Source organism: Gephyromycinifex aptenodytis (assembly GCF_012277275.1).
Lineage (GTDB): Bacteria > Actinomycetota > Actinomycetes > Actinomycetales > Dermatophilaceae > Gephyromycinifex > Gephyromycinifex aptenodytis.
Genome location: NZ_CP051155.1, coordinates 491494 through 510711, shown reverse-complemented (window position 1 = coordinate 510711; position 19218 = coordinate 491494). Strand labels below are relative to the sequence as shown.

At 65.2% G+C, this 19218-nt stretch carries 18 protein-coding genes; 17 read left to right on the top strand and 1 reads right to left on the bottom strand.

The annotated features are described in order from the left end of the window. Positions 1 to 314: 314 nt before the first annotated feature. From sufB to G9V96_RS02105, 17 genes are all read left to right on the top strand, one after another. Positions 315 to 1736 carry a Fe-S cluster assembly protein SufB gene (gene sufB / locus G9V96_RS02185; RefSeq protein WP_168583789.1) on the top strand — a complete coding sequence of 474 codons (1422 nt, stop codon included), beginning with the start codon at positions 315 to 317 and terminating at the stop codon, positions 1734 to 1736. Continuing rightward, positions 1736 to 3025 carry a Fe-S cluster assembly protein SufD gene (gene sufD / locus G9V96_RS02180; protein WP_168581570.1) on the top strand — a complete coding sequence of 430 codons (1290 nt, stop codon included), beginning with the start codon at positions 1736 to 1738 and terminating at the stop codon, positions 3023 to 3025. The genes sufB and sufD overlap by 1 nt, the downstream gene beginning before the upstream one ends. Then, entirely contained in the window at positions 3022 to 3348 is a 327-nt protein-coding gene (locus tag G9V96_RS02175) for a non-heme iron oxygenase ferredoxin subunit (RefSeq protein ID WP_168581569.1), read from the top strand. The genes sufD and G9V96_RS02175 overlap by 4 nt, the downstream gene beginning before the upstream one ends. 30 nt (positions 3349 to 3378) lie before the next feature. Continuing rightward, on the top strand, positions 3379 to 4185 hold the full coding sequence (sufC, locus tag G9V96_RS02170; protein WP_168583788.1) for a Fe-S cluster assembly ATPase SufC: 807 nt from the start codon (positions 3379 to 3381) through the stop codon (positions 4183 to 4185). Between the two features lie 2 nt (positions 4186 to 4187). Continuing rightward, on the top strand, positions 4188 to 5516 hold the full coding sequence (locus G9V96_RS02165) for an aminotransferase class V-fold PLP-dependent enzyme (protein ID WP_168581568.1): 1329 nt from the start codon (positions 4188 to 4190) through the stop codon (positions 5514 to 5516). Further along, positions 5516 to 6034 (top strand): Fe-S cluster assembly sulfur transfer protein SufU, encoded by a 519-nt coding sequence (gene sufU / locus G9V96_RS02160; RefSeq protein ID WP_168581567.1) that lies wholly within the window; start codon positions 5516 to 5518, stop codon positions 6032 to 6034. Before G9V96_RS02165 ends, sufU begins: the two co-directional genes overlap by 1 nt. Beyond that, positions 6034 to 6366, top strand: coding sequence for a metal-sulfur cluster assembly factor (locus G9V96_RS02155; RefSeq protein ID WP_168581566.1), 333 nt, complete (start codon positions 6034 to 6036; stop codon positions 6364 to 6366). Before sufU ends, G9V96_RS02155 begins: the two co-directional genes overlap by 1 nt. A 97-nt stretch (positions 6367 to 6463) precedes the next feature. Beyond that, positions 6464 to 7771, top strand: coding sequence for a threonine/serine exporter family protein (locus G9V96_RS02150; protein ID WP_168581565.1), 1308 nt, complete (start codon positions 6464 to 6466; stop codon positions 7769 to 7771). A gap of 159 nt (positions 7772 to 7930) precedes the next feature. Further along, the gene (ord, locus tag G9V96_RS02145; protein WP_168581564.1) at positions 7931 to 8971 is read left to right on the top strand and encodes a 2,4-diaminopentanoate dehydrogenase; all 1041 of its coding nucleotides are present in this window, start codon (positions 7931 to 7933) and stop codon (positions 8969 to 8971) included. Positions 8972 to 8980: 9 nt separating this feature from the next. Then, complete coding sequence (gene ortA, locus G9V96_RS02140) at positions 8981 to 9304, top strand: 2-amino-4-oxopentanoate thiolase subunit OrtA (RefSeq protein ID WP_168581563.1); 324 nt, start codon at positions 8981 to 8983, stop codon at positions 9302 to 9304. Next, positions 9301 to 10716 (top strand): 2-amino-4-oxopentanoate thiolase subunit OrtB, encoded by a 1416-nt coding sequence (ortB, locus tag G9V96_RS02135; protein WP_210424442.1) that lies wholly within the window; start codon positions 9301 to 9303, stop codon positions 10714 to 10716. The genes ortA and ortB overlap by 4 nt, the downstream gene beginning before the upstream one ends. Before the next feature lie 118 nt (positions 10717 to 10834). Next, positions 10835 to 11218, top strand: coding sequence for a D-ornithine 4,5-aminomutase subunit OraS (oraS, locus tag G9V96_RS02130; protein ID WP_168581562.1), 384 nt, complete (start codon positions 10835 to 10837; stop codon positions 11216 to 11218). Next, on the top strand, positions 11215 to 13455 hold the full coding sequence (oraE, locus tag G9V96_RS02125; RefSeq protein ID WP_168581561.1) for a D-ornithine 4,5-aminomutase subunit OraE: 2241 nt from the start codon (positions 11215 to 11217) through the stop codon (positions 13453 to 13455). The genes oraS and oraE overlap by 4 nt, the downstream gene beginning before the upstream one ends. 2 nt (positions 13456 to 13457) lie before the next feature. Beyond that, on the top strand, positions 13458 to 14834 hold the full coding sequence (locus tag G9V96_RS02120) for a glutamate mutase L (RefSeq protein WP_168583786.1): 1377 nt from the start codon (positions 13458 to 13460) through the stop codon (positions 14832 to 14834). Next, a complete protein-coding gene (locus tag G9V96_RS02115) occupies positions 14834 to 15913 on the top strand; it encodes an alanine racemase (RefSeq protein ID WP_168581560.1) in 1080 nt (359 codons plus the stop codon). Before G9V96_RS02120 ends, G9V96_RS02115 begins: the two co-directional genes overlap by 1 nt. Before the next feature lie 12 nt (positions 15914 to 15925). Next, positions 15926 to 17053, top strand: a complete 1128-nt coding sequence (gene alr / locus G9V96_RS02110) for an alanine racemase (protein ID WP_168581559.1) — start codon at positions 15926 to 15928, stop codon at positions 17051 to 17053. 71 nt (positions 17054 to 17124) lie between these two features. Beyond that, positions 17125 to 18603 carry a long-chain-fatty-acid--CoA ligase gene (locus G9V96_RS02105; RefSeq protein WP_168581558.1) on the top strand — a complete coding sequence of 493 codons (1479 nt, stop codon included), beginning with the start codon at positions 17125 to 17127 and terminating at the stop codon, positions 18601 to 18603. 81 nt (positions 18604 to 18684) lie between these two features. Here the strand turns inward: G9V96_RS02105 and G9V96_RS02100 are convergent, their stop codons facing one another. Continuing rightward, the gene (locus G9V96_RS02100) at positions 18685 to 19068 is read right to left on the bottom strand and encodes a C40 family peptidase (protein ID WP_226913388.1); all 384 of its coding nucleotides are present in this window, start codon (positions 19066 to 19068) and stop codon (positions 18685 to 18687) included. Positions 19069 to 19218 lie beyond the last annotated feature (150 nt).

Below are 19218 nucleotides of genomic sequence, written 5' to 3'. Positions count from 1 at the left end.
CCTACGCCCTTGCGGCAGCATTGGCGGCCGACGGTTATGCTGCCTCGGCGCGTCCTGTTGCTGCAGGTGGCGCTTCGGCCCCCGGTCTTGGCTTGCAGCTATGTCAGGGGCACTGCCCGATGCACGACGTGGCGGTGCGCTTCCCGCAGTTCTGTGAAGCCGAGACGGCCATGTTCGCCCGACTTCTCGGCGTGCGCGTTCAACGGCTGGCAACGCTGGCCGGCGGCGAGCACGTCTGCACGACATTTGTACCTAAAAGCAACTTGGCCGGGGCCTCCGACCAGAAGCGATCACCCAGACGAGAGGACACCGAGATGAGCGCACACATCGAAGAGCTCAACCCGGGCCTGAAAGACATTGGCCACTACGCCTACGGCTGGGCGGACAGCGACGTCGCCGGCTCCACGGCCCGCCGAGGACTCAATCAGGAAGTCGTGGAGGACATCTCCGCGCGCAAGAGCGAGCCGGAATGGATGAAGGAAACCCGGCTCAAGGCGCTGAAGCTGTTCCGCAAGAAGCCCATGCCGCACTGGGGTAGCGACCTGACCGGAATCGACTTCGAGAACATCAAGTACTTCGTGAAGTCGACCGAGAAACAGGCCACGAGCTGGGACGAGCTGCCCGAGGAGATCAAAACCACCTACGACAAGCTCGGCATCCCGGAGGCGGAGAAGCAGCGTCTGGTCGCCGGGGTCGCGGCGCAGTACGAATCTGAGGTGGTCTACCACCAGATCCGGGAGGACCTGGAGGAGAAGGGTGTCATCTTCGTCGACACTGATACCGGTCTGCGCGAGCACGAGGATCTGTTCCGTGAGTACTTCGCCACCGTCATCCCGGCGGGCGACAACAAGTTCGCGGCGCTGAACACAGCGGTGTGGTCCGGTGGCAGTTTCATCTACGTCCCGCCGGGCGTGCACGTGGACATCCCGCTGCAGGCCTACTTCCGGATCAACACCGAGAACATGGGCCAGTTCGAGCGAACCCTGATCATCGCCGACGAGGGTTCCTACGTTCACTACGTCGAGGGCTGCACCGCCCCGATCTACAAGTCGGACTCGTTGCACTCTGCTGTGGTCGAGATCGTCGTGAAGAAGGGCGCCCGAGTGCGTTACACGACGATCCAGAACTGGTCGAACAACGTCTACAACCTGGTGACCAAGCGCGCGATGTGCGACGCCGGAGCCACGATGGAGTGGGTCGATGGCAACATCGGCTCCAAGGTGACGATGAAGTACCCGGCCGTCTTCCTCATGGGGGAGCACGCTCGCGGTGAGACCCTGTCCATCGCCTTCGCCGGCGAAGGCCAGCACCAGGACGCCGGCGCCAAGATGGTGCACAACGCCCCGAACACATCGAGCTCGATCGTGAGCAAGTCGGTGGCTCGAGGCGGCGGACGTACCTCATACCGCGGGTTGGTCCAGGTGGCCGAGGGTGCGAAGAACAGCAAGAGTTCAGTCGTCTGCGATGCCCTGCTGGTCGACACCATCAGCCGTTCTGACACCTACCCCTACGTTGACGTGCGTGAAGATGACGTGCAGCTCGGCCACGAGGCCACCGTCTCTAAGGTGAGTGATGACCAGCTGTTCTACCTCATGTCGCGCGGGCTTACCGAAGAGGAGGCCATGGCGATGATCGTCCGTGGCTTCGTCGAACCGATCGCACGTGAGCTGCCGATGGAGTATGCGCTGGAACTCAATCGCCTCATCGAGCTGCAGATGGAAGGAGCCGTCGGCTGATGCCGCTTATCGATAAAACCGCCAGCCATACCGCAACCGGGCTACCGGTCAGTGCCGATGACCAGGCGCTGCTCGGCACCCCCGGTAAGGGTGTCGCCGCCGAGAACGTCAGGGCAGCTGTCGAGCAGACCATTCCAGAGCAGTCCCGCGGACAGTGGTCGACCTCGTTCGACGTTGATGACTTCACCGTCCCGGGTGGACGCGAGGAAGCCTGGCGTTTCACCCCCGTGAACAAGCTGCAGCATCTTTTTGAGGATGCTCCGGGCCGGGGGGCGCTGCAGATCGACGCCCAGCTACCGCCAGGTGTGGTCTGCAGGTCGATAAGTCGCGACGAATGGCGCGCGGCAGGTGTCCTGGCCCCGGCGGACCGTTCAGCCGCGGTCACCTCGGCCAACAGCGAGCAGATCGACTTGGTTGACATTCCGGCCGAAGCCGTCCTGACCGAGCCGGTGCGCATCCGTTTGACCGGCCAGGGAGGGGTCGCCCACTCGACCCGCCTGGTACGGGTGGGGGCCTTCGCCAAGGCGACCATCCTGCTCGAGCACGACGGCCTGGGCGACGTGGGTGAGTTCCTGACCGTCATCGCCGGTGACAGCTCCGACGTCACCATCGTCTCGGCCCAGGAATGGGAACACGGCGCCGTGCACGTGGGCCAGCACGATGTGGTTGTCGGACGCGACGCTTCGGTGCGCCACGTGGCCGTCTCCCTGGGCGGTGAACTGGTTCGTCTCTCGATCAACGCCACCTACGCGGGTCCGGGCGGAAGCTTCGAGGCACTCGGTGTCTACTTCGCCGACGCGGGCCAACACCTGGAACACCGACTGTTCGTGGACCACGAGGCGACGAACTGCCGGTCCAACGTCTTGTACAAGGGCGCGCTGCAGGGTCAGGGTGCGCACACCGTCTGGGTGGGCGATGTGCTCATCCGCGCGGTGGCCGAAGGCACTGACACCTACGAGCTGAACCGGAACCTGCTCCTGACCGAGGGCGCCCGCGCCGACTCGGTGCCCAACCTGGAGATCGAGACCGGTGAAATCGCCGGTGCCGGTCACGCCAGTGCTACGGGGCGTTTCGATGACGAGCAGCTGTTTTACCTGCAGGCTCGCGGCATCCCCGAGGACGAGGCTCGCCGCCTCGTGGTTCGTGGCTTCTTCGCTGACATCGTCGGCCGCATCGGCGTGAAGGACATCACCGACCGCCTGATGACCGCCATCGAGGCCGAGCTCACCCTGACCGAGAGCTTCGCCGATGGTTCGCCACGGGCGGTTGATCAGCAGGAAGACGCATGAGCGCCGAACTCGTCTGTGCGCTGGACGACCTTGTGGAAGGCCAAGCCGCCCTGGCCGAAGTGGGCGGGAAGAAGGTGGCGATGGTTCGCCTCTCGGACGGCAGCGTCCACGCAGTGGAGGACGAGTGCAGCCACGGTTCCGTCAGCCTCTCCGAAGGTGAGGTCTCCGGGTGTTCGCTCGAATGCTGGCTGCACGGCTCCAAGTTCGATCTGCTGACCGGCGCTCCACTCACTCCTCCGGCGACGGCCGCCATCCTCGTCTATCCCGTGACTATCGAAGCCGGTGACGTCTACGTGGACGTGACCGCTCCGACCAACGTCTGACCCCGACCGAAACGAGAACTTCCCATGGCTATGGAACCCTCGACGCTGCAGATCACAGACCTGCACGTCACTGTCGACACCGAGAACGGCGCCAAGGAGATCCTTCGTGGGGTCAACCTGGTCATCCGCTCGGGTGAGACACACGCCATCATGGGGCCGAACGGCTCCGGCAAGTCCACCCTCGCGTACAGCATCGCGGGCCACCCGAAGTACACCGTGACCTCGGGCAGCGTGACCCTGGACGGGGAGGACGTGCTCGCGATGAGCGTCGACGAGCGCGCCCGCGCCGGCATCTTCCTGGCGATGCAGTACCCCGTCGAAGTGACCGGTGTCTCGGTCAGCAACTTCCTGCGTACCGCCAAGACCGCCGTGGATGGGCAGGCGCCCAAGCTGCGCACCTGGGTCAAGGACGTCAAGAAGGCAATGACCAACCTCAAGATGGATCCGGTGTTCGCCGAGCGTGACGTCAACGCAGGGTTCTCCGGTGGCGAGAAGAAGCGCCACGAGATCCTGCAGTTGGAACTGCTCCAGCCGCGCTTCGCGGTGCTCGATGAGACCGACTCCGGTCTGGACGTCGACGCACTGCGCGTCGTCTCCGAAGGCGTCAACCGCGCCAAGGAGACCAACGACATGGGCGTTCTGCTCATCACTCACTACACCCGGATCCTTCGCTACATCCGTCCCGATTTCGTGCACGTCTTCGTGGATGGACGGATCGCCGAGCAGGGTGGCCCCGAGCTCGCCGACCGTCTGGAGGACGAGGGCTACGACCGGTTCCTGCCGGGCGCAGGTCCGGCCGCCAAGGCCACGAGCGAGACCACCAACGCGGGAGCCTGAATATGGTCAGCACCACCGACACCCGGCCTGCGGAGGGCGCCGGCATCGACGATGCAGAACTCCGCCGAATTCGCGCCGACTTCCCCATTCTGAGCAGGACGGTGCGCGGTGGTGCTCCGTTGGTCTACCTCGATTCGGGAGCGACATCGCAGAAACCGCGATGTGTACTCGACGCCGAGCGTGATTACTACGAGAACCACAACGCGGCCGTGCATCGCGGCGCGCACCAACTCGCCGAAGAGGCCACGGACGCCTTCGAAAGCGCCCGGGCTCGCATCGGTCAGTTCGTCGGGGTGCCGGCCCGTGAGGTGATCTTCACCCGCAACGGGACCGAAGCCTTCAACCTCCTCGCCTACGCCTTGTCGAACGCGAACGCACCCGGCGCTCTGGACGGGGTGGACCCGCAGTTGGCCGAGCGTTTCACCCTCGGCCCAGGCGACGAGATCTGCGTGACCGAGATGGAACACCACGCAAATCTGGTGCCGTGGCAAGAGCTGGCACGGCGGACCGGGGCGAGCCTGCGGTGGATCGCTCTGACGCCGGAAGGTCAGCTGAGTCAGGACCTGTCCGTCATCACCGAACGCACCAAGGTGCTGGCGTTCACGCACGTCTCCAATGTGCTCGGAACGCTCAACGACGTGCCGACCTTGGTTGCGGCCGCCCGCAAAGTGGGTGCGTTGACGGTGCTGGATGCCTGCCAGTCCGTGCCGCACATTCCGGTCGACTTCACTCAGCTCGGGGTGGATTTTGCCGCCTTCACCGGCCACAAGGTGCTCGGTCCCTCCGGGATCGGTGTGCTGTGGGGCCGTTATGAACTCCTCGAAGCACTACCGCCGTACGTGACCGGCGGATCCATGATCGAACTGGTCCGGATGGAGGGCTCCACGTTTGCCCCGCCGCCGCAGCGTTTCGAGGCCGGCGTGCCGATGACGGCTCAGGCGGTCGGCTTGGCCGCAGCCTGTGATTACCTCGATGCGATCGGAATGGATCGGGTTGCCGCCCACGACCGTTCGCTGGTCGCCTACACCTTGGAGCAGCTGGCCCAGCGCCCGTGGGTGAGCGTCCTGGGCCCCACCGACCCACAGCGTCGGGTCGGGGCCGTGTCGTTCACCGTGGACGGGGTGCACCCCCATGATGTGGGGCAGGTGTTGGACGACTCCGGGGTCGCGGTGCGCACCGGCCATCACTGCGCCTGGCCGCTGCACCGATGTCTGCGTGTCCCCTCCAGCACTCGGGTCAGTTTTGCGGTGTACTCGACCCAGGAGGAGATCGATCTCTTCATCAAAGCGCTCGACCGGGTGCCGGCGATCTTCGGAATGGGAGCGGCCTGATGGATCTGTACGCTGAACTCATCCTCGACCACAGCAAGCACCCGCAACATGCCGGTCTGCGCGAGCCCTTCGACGCCGAAGTTCATCACGTGAACACCAGCTGCGGGGATGAGCTGACTTTGCGCGTGCGACTAGCCAACCCGCAGGCCGGCTCGGAAGCGGTTCTGGAAGACATCTCCTACGACGCTCTGGGCTGCTCCATCTCGATGGCCTCCACCTCGATCCTGGCTCAGGAATGTCGGGGACGCTCCCTCGCGGAGACGATGGCAACCTACGATGCGATGAAGAGCATGCTTACCAGCCGAGGCACCGACCCCGGCGATGAGGAAGTCATCGGCGATGGTGTGGCGCTGGCCGGTGTGGCGCAGTACCCCGCGCGGGTGAAGTGCGCGCTGCTCGGCTGGTCGGCCTTGCTCGATGCCCTGGCCCGATCCGGTGCTGACACCTCGACAGACGCCGAGACCAGCCCCCCTAGTCCTGCCCTGGTGGGCAACCACCTCGACAAAGCGGAGAAGTGATGAGCGAGACCGAGACCCAGACTCCTCCGAACGTCGCCGACGTAGAAGAAGCGTTGCGCGACGTGGTGGACCCCGAACTCGGGATCAATGTTGTCGACCTCGGACTCGTCTACGGAGTGACGGTTGATTCAAGTAACCACGCCGTCATCGACATGACGCTGACCAGCGCGGCTTGCCCGCTGACAGATGTGATCGAGGATCAGGTGGGGCAAAGCCTGGAAGGTCTGGTCGTCTCACACCGGATCAACTGGGTGTGGATGCCCCCGTGGGGTCCCGACAAGATCACCGACGACGGACGCGAGCAGCTACGCGCTCTCGGCTTCAACATCTGAGCGCCGCCATCTTGGTCGTCCCCGACGTCGACGGCTCCGGGCCTGCCCGCATTGCGGGCAGGCCCTGCGTCGTCCCCGTTCCCTGCCGGGGCCACTCGTGAGCGCCCATTCCCGTACCGGACGCGACCTGGGCGAGGACGTGCAGGCGGTCCTTCGGCTAGGAACGATGCTCGCCGGCGCAGGCACCGGCACCTACCGAGTCAAACGCGCGATGCAGCACCTCGCGCGTCGAGTCGGGATAGATGAGTTGCACGCAGCGGTCACCATGACCTCGATCACGATGACCGCCCGGCGAGGAAACGAATTTCGTACCGTCGTTCGAGAAATCTCCAGCTTCGGGGTGGACGCGGGGCGGATCGCAGCGTTGGAACGGCTCGCCAAGGCGCTGCCGCGCGGGGTATCGACGGAGGAGATCAAACGACGGCTGAACTCTGTCGATCAGGTGCAACGCCGTTGGCCGGATGCGCAACGTGCCGTGGCCGCCGGTCTGGGCTGCGCAGCCTTCGCGATCCTCAATGGTTTCAGCATCGTCGCCGCCATTGCGGTGGTCATCGCGGCGGGGTTGGGTCAACTGTGCCGCGGCCGGTTGGCAAGAGCCCATGTTTCTCCGTTGTTCGTGGTGGCAGCCTGCTCGGCGGTTTCCTGCCTGCTCTATCTGGGTCTCATCGCGGTCTCCTCGACGCTACCGATGCTGGGACCCAGCACCAGCACCCTGGAAGCGGGTTTCGTGGCCGCGGTGCTCTACCTGATCCCTGGCTTCCCGTTGTTCACGGCGCTGCTGGATATAGCCCATCTGGACGTGGTCTCCGGCTCGGGGCGCCTCATCTACTCCCTTGCCGTCATCGGCACCTCGACCGGTGTGGTGTGGATGCTCTCTTCGTTCGCGGGGGTGGTTCCCGTTGTGCCGCCCCAGACGAGCGCGCCACTGTGGATGAACGCTGCCATCTGGGGGTTGGCGTCCTTGATCGGGGTGGGCGGCTTCGCCATCCTCTTCGACGCCCGGTTGAAGATGGTCGGTCTGGCCGCGATGATCGGCGCCGTGGCCAACCTGCTGCGGTTGGCTCTGCTCTCGGGAGATGTACCTGCACAGACGGCGAGCTTCGCGGCCGGTCTGAGCATTGGTCTGCTCGCCACCCTGGCCGCCCGGTGGGGAAACATCCCGCGGATCACGGTGTCGGTTCCGGCCTCGATCATCATGGTCCCGGGTACGGCCCTGTACCGAGCCATGTACTACCTGAACGCGGGCTCCATCAACATCTTCCTCGCCGAGACGACCCGTGCGTCCCTGTTGATGGTGGCGATCGGGGGCGGGTTGGCCCTAGCACGCTTCATCACAGACCCCAGCTGGGCCTTCCATCGGCCGCTGGGAAGCGGCGTTCTACAGTGCAATGAGACCCCCCGGTAACGGCCACCGGGCCTGAACGGTCCTAATTAGCTAGTTACGGCCCGTGATCCCGGCAATCCCAGGACATAACGCGAGGCCGGGACCTACCGTGGGGGCAGGGGCCGCGATTCTTCATCGTGGCCCTGGTCTGCGAAAACGTCGTCAACAGGAGAACCGGATATGGCATCGGTGCGGGTTGTTCAGTGGGGTCTCGGCGCGATGGGCAGCGGAATGGCGCGCCTCATCGACAGCAAGGAGGGTCTGCAACTCGTCGGCGGTATTGATAACCGCCCGGAGTACGTGGGCAAACCGCTGCACGAGGTCATCGGCACCGACACCGATTTGGGCGTGAACGTCACCGACGACCCCGCCTCGGTCCTGGACCCCTCGCAGGTGGACTGCGTGGTCATAGCCACCACCTCGTGGGTCAAGGAGCAGATGGAAGACCTGCGCACAATTCTGCGTGCCGGTATCAACTGCGTGTCCATCGCCGAGGAGATGGCCTCCCCGGAGGCGCAATCGCCCGAGCTGGCAGCGGAGCTGGACGCCTTGGCCAAGGAGCACGGCGTTTCGATCATCGGTACCGGTGTCAACCCCGGACTGTCGATGGACATGCTCGTGGTCGCCCTCACCGCGGGTTGTCACGAGGTCACCTCGATCGAGGCCACCCGGGTCAACGACCTCTCTCCGTACGGCCCGACCGTGATGCGTACCCAGGGCGTGGGCCTGTCCGAGCAAGAGTTTCTTGCCGGGGTCGAGGACGGCAGCGTCGACGGCCACATCGGGTTCCCCGAGTCGGCGCAGATGATCTCCGACGCCCTCGGTTTGGGGATCGACCGCATCGAGCAGAAGCGTGAGCCGATCATTTCCAGCGTGCGCCGGGAGACCCCGCACATCGTCATCGAACCCGGCATGGTCGCCGGCTGCAAGCAGACCCTTCTCGGCTACCGCGGTGACGAGGTCGTACTCACCCTCGTGCACCCCCAGCAGGTTCTGCCCGAACTTGAAGGCCAGGGCACCGGGGACTACATCACCATCAACGGCACTCCGCAGATCTCGATGCAGATCACCCCCGAGTACGCAGGCGGAACGGCCACCAAGGGGATCGCGGTCAACTGCGTGCCGCGGATCGTCGAGGCCAGCCCGGGCTTGAAGAACATGCTCGACATCCCGTTGCCCGGCGCGCTCATGGGCCCCAGCGCCTACACCCGTCGGGTTTGAAGGCCCACGATGAGCCAGACTTCGCATGGGGCAGCGGGCACCTTGGTCGCGGCCGGCACCTGGGTGGAGATCCAGAAGGTCTTGCTTCAGCCGCAGGAGCGCGCGAGCAACGTTCCCGATGACACCCGGGCCACCCCGTTCGTCATGCGGGTGCGCGGTTTCCTGGACGCTGACGGGATCGTCGGCGAACAGGTGAGCGTGACCTCGCTGATCGGCCGGGTGCATGAGGGCATCCTCATCGACGCCAGCCCTGCATATGAGCACAGCTTCGGGCCGGTGGTGCCGGAGTTGCTGCACATCGGGCGGATCACGGAGCGGGAGGACGCCCGATGAGTGGACGCGATATGTCCTACGAGGCTGTCATGGCCCGGCGCAACGAGATCATGATGGCTTCGCTTGGCATCGACTACGACGAGTTCGAGCTGACCGACCTGGCGTTCGACTACGAGAAGATGATGGGCCGCACCGGTTACTCCTTGGAGGACGTGGCGCGGATCCAGCACGAGACCAAGGTCGGCAGCACACCGTTGTTCGAGCTACGTAATCTCACCAATGCGGTGCGGCGATACGCAGAGCCAGGCAAGGGTGCGCGCATCTTCGTCAAGGACGAAGCGGCGAATGCCTCCGGTTCGTACAAAGCCCGCCGGGCCTCCATCGCCTGTTACGAAGCCGCGGCCAAGGGCTATCGGGGAGTCGCGACGGCCACTTCGGGTAACTACGGAGCCGGCGTCGCCTCGCAGGCCGCCATGCGCTCGCTGGCCTGCGTGGTGGTGCAAGAGGTGTACGACTCGCGTTTCGTCGGGCAGCCGGAGATCGTGGAGAAGTCCCGGGCCTGCGAGGCCTACGGCGCTGAGGTCCTCAAACTCACCGTCGGGCCCGAACTGTTCTGGCAGATGCTGGTCGTCCTGGAGGAAACCGGCTTCTTCAACGCCTCGCTCTACACCCCATTCGGTATTCGCGGTGTGGAGACCCTGGGGGTGGAGATTGCCCAGCAGTGCCGCGATCAAGCCGGCCGTGAACCGGACGTCGTCATCGCTACGAACGCCGGCGGCGGCAACCTGACCGGTACCGCCCGCGGCCTGCTCGCTGCCGGGGCGCAGGACACCCGCGTTGTGGCCTGCTCGGTCGACCTCAGCGGTCTCTCGATGGCCTCTGACCACGACTTCAACCGCAAATCCTTCACCACCGGTCACACCGGTTTCGGTGTCCCTTTCACCACCGAGCCCGATCGTGCCGACGTGCCGCGTAATGCGGCCCGGCCGCTGCGGTACATGGACGAGTACCAACTCGTCTCCCAGGGCGAAGTCTTCTATGTCACCGAGCTGCTCACGAAACTCGAGGGCATGGAGCGGGGTCCGGCCGGAAACACCTCGGTGACCGCGGCTGTGACCTTGGCTGCGCAGATGGCTGAGGACCAGATCGTCGTGGTCCAGGAGACCGAGTACACCGGCGCTGGCAAGCATCACAACCGGCAGCTGTCGTTCGCTCGCGAGAACGGCATCGAGGTGCGTGTCGGTGACCCGGCCCAGAATGTCCCGGGTCGCAGCATCGTCATCCCGGAACGGCTGGAACAGGTGCGGGGCCGGGTACAGGATCTGGACCGGTTGCGCCGCTCCCGGATCAAGAACTGCCTCAAGCAGCTGCCTGCTGCGCAGTGGAGCGACGTGGACTACGAGTACGTGGCTGCGGAGACCCGTAGCGACCGCGCTTTTGTCGAGTCCGTCTTGGCGGACATGAACGCGTGAACGATGGGGGAGCAGTCGTCGCCGGCGGCTGTTTCCCCCCACGCAGACCTATCCACCCCATGTGATCTGGAGCCAGCGTTTTCGTACCTGCTCCAGTACGAGAAAGAAGGAGTAACCGATGGCACCGGAAGCGGGTGCAGACCGCCTCACGCAGGCGTCTTTGCGCGTCGAGGAGCTGTCGAAGCTCTCCGACGAGGACCTCAAGACGAGGTTCTGGGAATTGAGCCACCAGATGATGCGCCCTGTTGTCGAACTCGCACGCACGCACACCAGCCCATCCATTGAACGGGCGGTCCTGCTGCGAATGGGTATCGACTCGGTGAGCAGCCACGGTGTAGTCGACAAGATCTACGAGAAGGGCCTGTTGGGCAAGGGCGCCGGCCACGTCGTACTCAAGCTGTCGCACGAGCGCGGTCTGAGCCTGCGTGAGGCGGCCGCCCTCATCGTGACGGACGAGACCGTCCTGGATGGGTTGTTCGAGATCAAGGAGGCCCAGTCATGAGCGCGAAGATGCCGCCGCTGGAGCGCAACGTCAAGCTCGATATCGACGAGATCATGAAGGATCTCGACAAGTACGAGCCGCGCCGCAAGGGGTGGACCTGGCGTGAGGTGCCCGAGGGTGGCGTCGACATGGGTCCGTTCCATTTCCGTGACATGTCGGCCCCGCTGAAGAACTCCTACGGTCTGCCCGCCAGCGAGTACTTCGAGGACATCGACCCCCAGCCCAAGCCGGTCGTCACCACCGAGATCGCCTCAGGGCACTTCGAGGACGACATTCGCCGGATGCGGATGGCAGCCTGGCACGGCGCCGACCACCTGATGGTCATTCGCACCACAGGCCAGTCCCACATCGACGGGCTGCTGGAGGGAACCCCGGAGGGCGTCGGCGGTGTGCCGATCACCCGCAAGCAGATCCGCGCCTCCCGCAAGGCCCTGGACGCCATCGAAGACGAGGTCGGTCGCCCGATCAACTTCCACTCCTACGTTTCTGGGGTGGCCGGGCCTGAGGTCGCGGTGCTCTTCGCGGAGGAGGGCATCAACGGCGCGCACCAGGACCCGCAGTACAACGTGCTGTACCGCAACGTGAACATGTACCGCTCGTTCGTGGACGCAGCCGAGGCCAAGGTCGTCATGAACGCGGCCGGGATCTTCCAGATCGACGGTGCACACAACGCCAACGCGACGGCGAAGGCGGGCTGGTTGGTCATGCCGGAGTTGATGGTGCAGCACGCCATCAACACGGCCTTCTCGACCGATGTGGGTATGGAACCCAGCTTGGTGGGGCTCTCTACCGTCCCGCCGAACTCCCCGCCTGCGCCGAAGCTCTGGTACGACCTGCCGTACGCGATCGCGCTGCGAGACTTCTTCAGCGACTACAAGTTCCGTGCGCAGCAGAACACGCGTTACATCGAGGCCAGCATCGAAGAGGCTGTCCGTACCCACACCATCGACACCCTGATCTCGATGCTCACGCATGCGGACATCCAGTCCACGATCACTCCTGACGAGGGCCGTAACGTCCCTTGGCACTACAACAACATCCGTGGTCTGCAGACCGTCAAGCAGACCTGGGCGGGCTTGGACGGCATTAACGAACTGTTGTCCCTGAACCTCGCCGGGCCGTTGGGTGAGATGGTGCACGACCTGAAGGTGCGCTCGGTCGCTTTCCTCGAAGAGTGCATCTCGGTGGGCGGCTACTTTGCTGCTGTCGAGGCGGGTTTCTTCGTCGACTCAGCCAAGTACCCCGAGCGCAGCGGCGATGGCATCGCCCGTGACGGCGCCGGCGGCGTGGGCGCCGGGTCCATCGTGGAACGGCACGATGACTACTTCGCCCCGGTCAGCGCGCACTTCGGTAACAGCACCATCCCGCAGTGGCTCATCGACGCCGAAGCAGCCCAGGGCCGCACCATCGACACGCCTGAGGATGCGATCGGAGGCGACAGCTTCACCGACCGCAGCAAGATCGTCTGGATCGGTGAACTCGACCCCAGCGACAGCGTCGAGACGCGGCTGGAGAAGACCCGGCCCTACCGCACCGGTGGCCAGATCAAGCCCGAAGCGGAGTGGGCCGGCGACGGAACGGTGCTGGTGCAGCTGTTCGTGCCGGAGAACGCCGACATCGCTCCGGTCTATGCCGAGGAGATGGCCAAGCGGATGGGGCTGGCCGATCCGGTGGTGGTCAACGTCGAGGTCATGCACGAGGCCGAGGGCACCTTCGTCGAGGTCAAGGGCAAGGTCGCCTTCGACATCCAGCGGGACACGCTACACATCCCGGAGAAGGAGATCATCCTGCCCGAGGAGGAACTCCGAGCAGAGGCCAAGGCGCGCGGTCTGCGCGTGGTCGCCGGCACCGTGGGCGAGGACGAGCACAGCGTCGGGCTGCGAGAGATCCTCGACATCAAACACGGCGGTATCGAAAAGTACGGGGTCAAGTACGACTACCTCGGCACCTCGGTCCCGCTGGGCAAACTGGTGGACGCAGCCATCGAAACGGGCGCCCACGCCATCCTCATCTCCACGATCATCAGCCACAACGACGTCCACCGCACGATGATGCGGCGCTTGGCTGAGCTGTGCGTGGAAAAGGGTGTTCGAGACCGGTTCGTCCTCATCGCCGGCGGCACCCAGGTCAACCGGGACATGGCCGCCGAGACCGGCCTGGATGCCACCTTCGGGCGCGGTACGAAGGGCATTCAGGTTGTGGACGCGATGGTGAAGACGCTGCGAGCGCGGGCGTGAGCATGGCAGACGTCCTCACCGTCGAGATCGGCAGCACGATCACGAAGGTCAACGCGTTCTCCCTGGGCGGCGGGGTCTTCACCCACGTCGCCCAGGGGTTCGCCCCGACCTCGGTCGCCCAGGGGGACGTCGGAATCGGGGTCGACGCCGCCCTGCGGGAGGTCGGAACGGCGTTGGGGGAGGACCCGACCGGGTTGGAGACCTTCGTCAACTCTTCCGCCGCCGGTGGTCTGCGCATGACGGTGCACGGCTTGACGGCCAGCATGACCGCTCGCGCGGCGCGGGAGGCCTCGCTGGGGGCCGGCGCTATCGTCACCGCGGTCACCGCGGGTCCGCTGGAGTCCTACGACCTTGACGATGTCCGTGAGATCGCGCCGAACATGGTGTTGCTCGCCGGCGGGGTGGATCACGGTGAGACGCGAATCGTGCTGCGCAACGCCGAGCTTCTGGCCGAACTGCTGTCCAAGGGTCTGGGCGCGGAGGCCCGCATGGTGCCGGTCGTGTACGCCGGGAACAAGGCCATCGTTCGCCCTATCACCCGTATCTTCGAGCAGGCCGGGGTGGAGATTCTCCTGGCCGACAATGTCTTCCCGGATGTGGACGTGCTCAACGTCGGTCCGCTGCGCAACCTCATTCATGAGGTCTTCAGCCGTCACATCGTGCACGCGCCCGGCATGTCGCGCCTGGCTGGGCTGACCCACGCTGAGATCCTGCCGACCCCCGGGGCTGTTCTGCGGGCAGCGGAACTGTTCAGCGAGGCGGTCGGTGATGCCGTCATCATCGATGTCGGGGGAGCCACCACCGATGTGCACTCGGTGACCGACGGCAGCATCGAGTTGTCGGCCAAGATGCTCGAGCCGGAGCCGAGGTCGAAGCGCACGGTCGAGGGTGACCTCGGGGTCTTCGTCAATGCCGAGAACATCGCCCGCGCGGTCGGCGACGAGACGTGGAGTGCGCGGTTGGCAGATCTGCGTGCGATGCCGAGCGCCGAGCGCGAGATCGAGCTCACTCAGTGGTTGTGCACGAAGGCGGTGGAGATCGGTGTCCGGCGCCATGCAGGCACCTTGGACGACATCTACACCCCCACGGGTAAAAAGCAGGTCGTGCGTGGCAAGGACCTCACCGCGGTCGAATGGGTGGTGGCTACCGGGGGAGCGTTGACGAAGGTTGCCGGTGGGGAGAAGGCGCTGCAGGCAATCTGTCTGGGCGCGCAACCCAGCACCGGCCCGACGCACTTGCTCCCACCCCCGGAGGCGAGGGTCTTCATGGATCGCAAATACCTGTTCTCGGCGCTGGGCACCCTGGCGCACGCCTACCCGGATGAGGTTCGTGAGACCTTCCGACGTCGAGTGCAAGAGTCGCAGAACGAGGAGCCCTGATGCATCACCGCACGCCGCGGCTCGAGATCTACCCAGATCGGATCGCCGAGAACGCCCGCACGGTCTACGCCCTGGTCCATGGACATGGCGCACAGGTTGCGGCGGTCGGCAAGGTCACCTGCGCCCACCCGGCTGTCATCACGGCGATGGCCTCGGCCGGAGCCGACATGGTCGCGGACTCTCGGATCACCAACCTCATGGAGTCCAGCCACCTCGGCACCGGGTTGCCGCAGATGCTCCTGCGGATTCCGGCGCCCTCGGCGGCGCACGATGTGGTGCGTTGGGCTGACATCACCTTGAACTCGAGTTTGCAGAGCCTGCAGGTGCTCTCCCAGGCTGCGCAGATGGCGGGCACGACGCACCAGGCGATTCTCATGATCGACATCGGTGACCTGCGCGAAGGCGTGTGGCCGGATATGGCGGTCGATGTCGTCGTGGCCGCGGCCAAACTGCCGAACCTGGAGCTCATCGGCGTGGGGGCGAACCTGGCGTGTTACGGGGGAGTCATTCCCTCACCGGAGAACATGCAGATGCTCATCGACGTGCGCGATGCAGCCCGCGATGCCAGTGGATTGGCGCTGGAACTCATTTCGGGTGGCAATAGTTCGAGTCTGCCGATGATCGCCAACGATCAGATGCCCGCGGAGATCAACCACTTCCGCATCGGCGAGACGGTCGCCCTGGGGCGTAACGTCCTCGACCGCAGCGCCTGGCCCGGCACTCGGCAGGACACCTTCACCCTGGTGACCGAGATTGTCGAATTGGAACGCAAACCTTCGGTTCCTATCGGCTTACGCGCTCAGAATGCCTTCGGTGAGACGGTGGAGTTCGACGATCGCGGACGACGTCTGCGGGCGATCTGCAACCTCGGGCGCCAGGACACGAATGTGGACGGAATCGTTCCGCTAGACCCCGGCATCTCGGTGATCGGCGCCAGCAGCGACCACCTCATCCTGGACGTCGAGGATGCGGTGTACCCGGTGGCTCTGGGCGCGGAGGTGTCCTTCGTCCCCAACTACGGTGCGTTGCTGGGCCTGTCGACCTCCGCCTATGTCGACAAGGTCGTCCGGCGCGGCTGAGAGGAACACAGGATGCTGTACAAGACCCATGCGCGCGTCGATCTGGAAGCGATTCGTCACAACCTACGCGGCATCCGCGCTGCGGTCGGCGCGAGTCGCAAAGTTCTGATGGCCGTCAAAGCGAACGCTTACGGGCACGGCGCAGTACCCGTATGCCGGGCGGTCGAAGCCGCCGGCCTTGCGGACTGGTTCGGGGTGGCCACCGTGCCCGAAGCCATTGAGTTGCGCCGGGGTGGGATCCACGCGCCGATCCTGAAGTTGTCGCATGCCTTCGACGACGAGCTCGATGCAGCCATCGCGGCTGAGGTGACGTTGAGCCTCGTCAGCGAGCCCACCGCGCTGGCCGCGGAAGCTGCGGCTGCGCGGATGGGGGGCACCCCCGTCCCGGTGCACCTGAAGATCGACACCGGAATGGGCAGGATCGGGGTGGCACCCCAGGACGCGGCAGCGGTGGCGCGGCTGATCGAAAGCGAATGTCCGCACCTGCACCTGCAGGGGATCTTCACGCACTTCCCGGCCAGCGACACCCCGGAGCAGGCTGAGTTCACCGCCAATCAGATAGCGCGTTTCGCCGCCAGCCTCGAACAGGTCCAGGCGGCGATCGGGCGCGAGGTGGAGTTGGTGCACGCCGCCAATTCCGGCGGTGTGCTGGCCCACGAAGAGTCCTGGTTCACCATGGTGCGCCCCGGAATCATGGCCTACGGCTATTACCCCGATGAGAGCACGCCGCGCACCATCGACCTGCAACCTGCGCTGACCTGGGCTACCCAGGTGTCTTTCCTGAAGCGGGTCGAGGCGGGAACCTCCGTCGGGTACGGGCGCACCTGGGCACCACGTAGACCCACCTGGATAGCCACGATCCCCGTCGGTTACGCAGACGGCTTCGACCGGCACCTGTCCAACCGCGGTCAGGTGTTGATCGGCGGCCGGGCCTACCCCGTGGTTGGGCGGGTATGCATGGACCAGACGATGATCGATGTCGGCGCCGACCCGCAGGTGCAGGTAGGGGATGAGGCTGTACTGCTGGGGGTCAGCGGCTCGCAGCGTTACACCGCTCAGGACATGGCGCAGGACCTGGGCACCATCTCCTACGAGATCACCTGCTCGCTGGCTCCGCGTGTGAGACGTCTCTATATCTGACGCGGAACGCCGCATCGCGACCACAGCACCGTACTCTGCAGTAACCCAGTTCCCTCGACGCGGAGGAATCGATGACGAACCTCGCCTGCAACCTCGCTGAATCAGCCCGTTCACGGCCGGAGAGCATCGCTCTCATACAGGGGGAGGAGAGCTGGACCTACGCACGTCTCAACGACGCTGCTGCTCGTTTTGGCGCCTACCTCCACTCCAAAGGCATCGAGCCTGGTGATCGGGTGGCGGTGAGCTTGCCGAATATCCCGGCGTTCGCGGTCACCTACTACGGGGCTCTCTACGGCGGAGTCATCGTGGTTCCGATGAACCCGCTGCTGCGCCCCCGGGAGGTGAGCTACTACCTCACGGACAGCGGCACCCGTCTGATGATCGGCCTGCCTGATTCTGATGCCATGCGCGGCGCAGCCGAGGCCGGTGTGGACTTCCTCGCCGTCACAGACTTGCCCGCGGTCTTGGGCACGGTGCAGCCGTTGGCACAGATCGTCGAGCGTGACGATGAGGACACTGCCGTGCTGCTGTACACCTCAGGCACCACCGGCTCGCCCAAGGGCGCTGAACTGCGGCACCGCAACCTGCGCACCAACCAGCGCACCACCGGGGAGACCTTGCTGTCCCTGGAGCCCGACGACGTCGTTATGGGGGCTTTGCCGCTGTTTCACGTCTTCGGGATGACCTGCGGGCTGAACGTGGCGATCGCCAACGGGGTCACCCTTGCGCTCATTCCCCGCTTCCAGCCGGCTGCGGTGCTCGATCTCATCGCTTCCGAGAAGGTCACCATCTTCCTCGGCGTGCCGACGATGTACGGCGCCCTGCTCAATGTCGACCACGAGGCCGACACCTCCTCGCTGCGATTGTGTATCAGCGGTGGGGCCTCCATGCCGGTGGAGCTCATGCGTGCTTTCGAGGAGAAGTTCCACTGCGTGATCCTGGAGGGCTATGGGCTGTCGGAGACCTCGCCGGTGACCTCCTTCAACCACCCCGACGCCGAGCGCAAACCCGGCTCCATCGGAACGCCCATCCGCGGCGTGGAGATGAAGCTCATGCGGGTTGATGGCCAGCCCGGCGACGTCGAACCCGGCGGGGTGGGCGAGATCGCGATCCGCGGCGAGAACATCATGCGCGGGTACTGGAATCGCCCCGAAGCCACCGCGGAGGCGATTCGCGACGGCTGGTTCTATACCGGCGACCTGGCGCGGGTCGACGAGGATGGTTACTACTTCATCGTCGACCGCACCAAGGACCTCATCATCCGCGGCGGGTACAACGTCTACCCGCGCGAGGTCGAAGAGGTACTGCACTTGTTCCCCGGCGTTGCCGAGGCTGCTGTCGTGGGAATCCCGCACGACCACTTCGGCGAGGAAGTGGCGGCCTATGTCGCCCCCAAGCCCGGGATGAGCATCGACCCCGAGGAGCTCGCGGCGTTCGTGAAGGAGCGGGTGGCTGCGTACAAGTACCCGCGTGAGATCCGGGTGATCCCGGAGCTTCCCAAGGGCGCCACCGGGAAGATCCTCAAGCGGGAGTTGCCACGCGACCTCTGAGAGGTCACGCAACGGACATAAAAGCGTCGCGGGGCGATCCCGGAGTACCGGGGTCGGCCCGCGACGTATGTGCTGGGTTGCTCAGCGCACGCGGCCGTAGGAGGCGTTACCGCGCACCTTGGCGAGCTTGACGACGTCACCCGTGCGGGGGGCGTGCCACATGCGACCGTTACCGGCGTAGATGCCGACGTGGTACTTGCGCTTGCCACCGTAGAAGACGAGGTCGCCCGGGCGGGCAGAGCGACGGCTGATCTTCATGCTGGCGCGGTACTGCTGGTGGGCAGTGCGCGGGATGCTCTTGCCGAGACGCTTGAAGGTCCAGCTGGTGAACCCGGAGCAGTCGAAAGAGCGGGGGCCTGTGGCGCCCCAACGGTAGGGGGTTCCCCGCTTGGTGCTGGCGATGCTTACCGCCTGGCGACCTTTGGACGCGCTGATGGCGGCGTCGGAGGAGGGTGCGGCGGCCACATTGAGGCCACCAGAGAGAACGAGAGCGAGGGTGCCAGCCGCAGCTAAACGCGTACGAGTGCCTGAGAACGATCGCAACATGAGTGGTTAGTGTCCAGGAGGCGCTTACGAGGCATGACCTGTCGGGTTCGGGAACCTGGGCGTTCCCGG

Bases quoted from the DNA above. Each gene is read 5' to 3' on its own strand.
- sufB (WP_168583789.1), top strand. From the start codon at position 315: ATGAGCGCACACATCGAAGAGCTCAACCCGGGCCTGAAAGACATTGGC.
- sufD (WP_168581570.1), top strand. From the start codon at position 1,736: ATGCCGCTTATCGATAAAACCGCCAGCCATACCGCAACCGGGCTACCG.
- G9V96_RS02175 (WP_168581569.1), top strand. From the start codon at position 3,022: ATGAGCGCCGAACTCGTCTGTGCGCTGGACGACCTTGTGGAAGGCCAA.
- sufC (WP_168583788.1), top strand. From the start codon at position 3,379: ATGGAACCCTCGACGCTGCAGATCACAGACCTGCACGTCACTGTCGAC.
- G9V96_RS02165 (WP_168581568.1), top strand. From the start codon at position 4,188: ATGGTCAGCACCACCGACACCCGGCCTGCGGAGGGCGCCGGCATCGAC.
- sufU (WP_168581567.1), top strand. From the start codon at position 5,516: ATGGATCTGTACGCTGAACTCATCCTCGACCACAGCAAGCACCCGCAA.
- G9V96_RS02155 (WP_168581566.1), top strand. From the start codon at position 6,034: ATGAGCGAGACCGAGACCCAGACTCCTCCGAACGTCGCCGACGTAGAA.
- ord (WP_168581564.1), top strand. From the start codon at position 7,931: ATGGCATCGGTGCGGGTTGTTCAGTGGGGTCTCGGCGCGATGGGCAGC.
- ortA (WP_168581563.1), top strand. From the start codon at position 8,981: ATGAGCCAGACTTCGCATGGGGCAGCGGGCACCTTGGTCGCGGCCGGC.
- ortB (WP_210424442.1), top strand. From the start codon at position 9,301: ATGAGTGGACGCGATATGTCCTACGAGGCTGTCATGGCCCGGCGCAAC.
- oraS (WP_168581562.1), top strand. From the start codon at position 10,835: ATGGCACCGGAAGCGGGTGCAGACCGCCTCACGCAGGCGTCTTTGCGC.
- oraE (WP_168581561.1), top strand. From the start codon at position 11,215: ATGAGCGCGAAGATGCCGCCGCTGGAGCGCAACGTCAAGCTCGATATC.
- G9V96_RS02120 (WP_168583786.1), top strand. From the start codon at position 13,458: ATGGCAGACGTCCTCACCGTCGAGATCGGCAGCACGATCACGAAGGTC.
- G9V96_RS02115 (WP_168581560.1), top strand. From the start codon at position 14,834: ATGCATCACCGCACGCCGCGGCTCGAGATCTACCCAGATCGGATCGCC.
- alr (WP_168581559.1), top strand. From the start codon at position 15,926: ATGCTGTACAAGACCCATGCGCGCGTCGATCTGGAAGCGATTCGTCAC.
- G9V96_RS02105 (WP_168581558.1), top strand. From the start codon at position 17,125: ATGACGAACCTCGCCTGCAACCTCGCTGAATCAGCCCGTTCACGGCCG.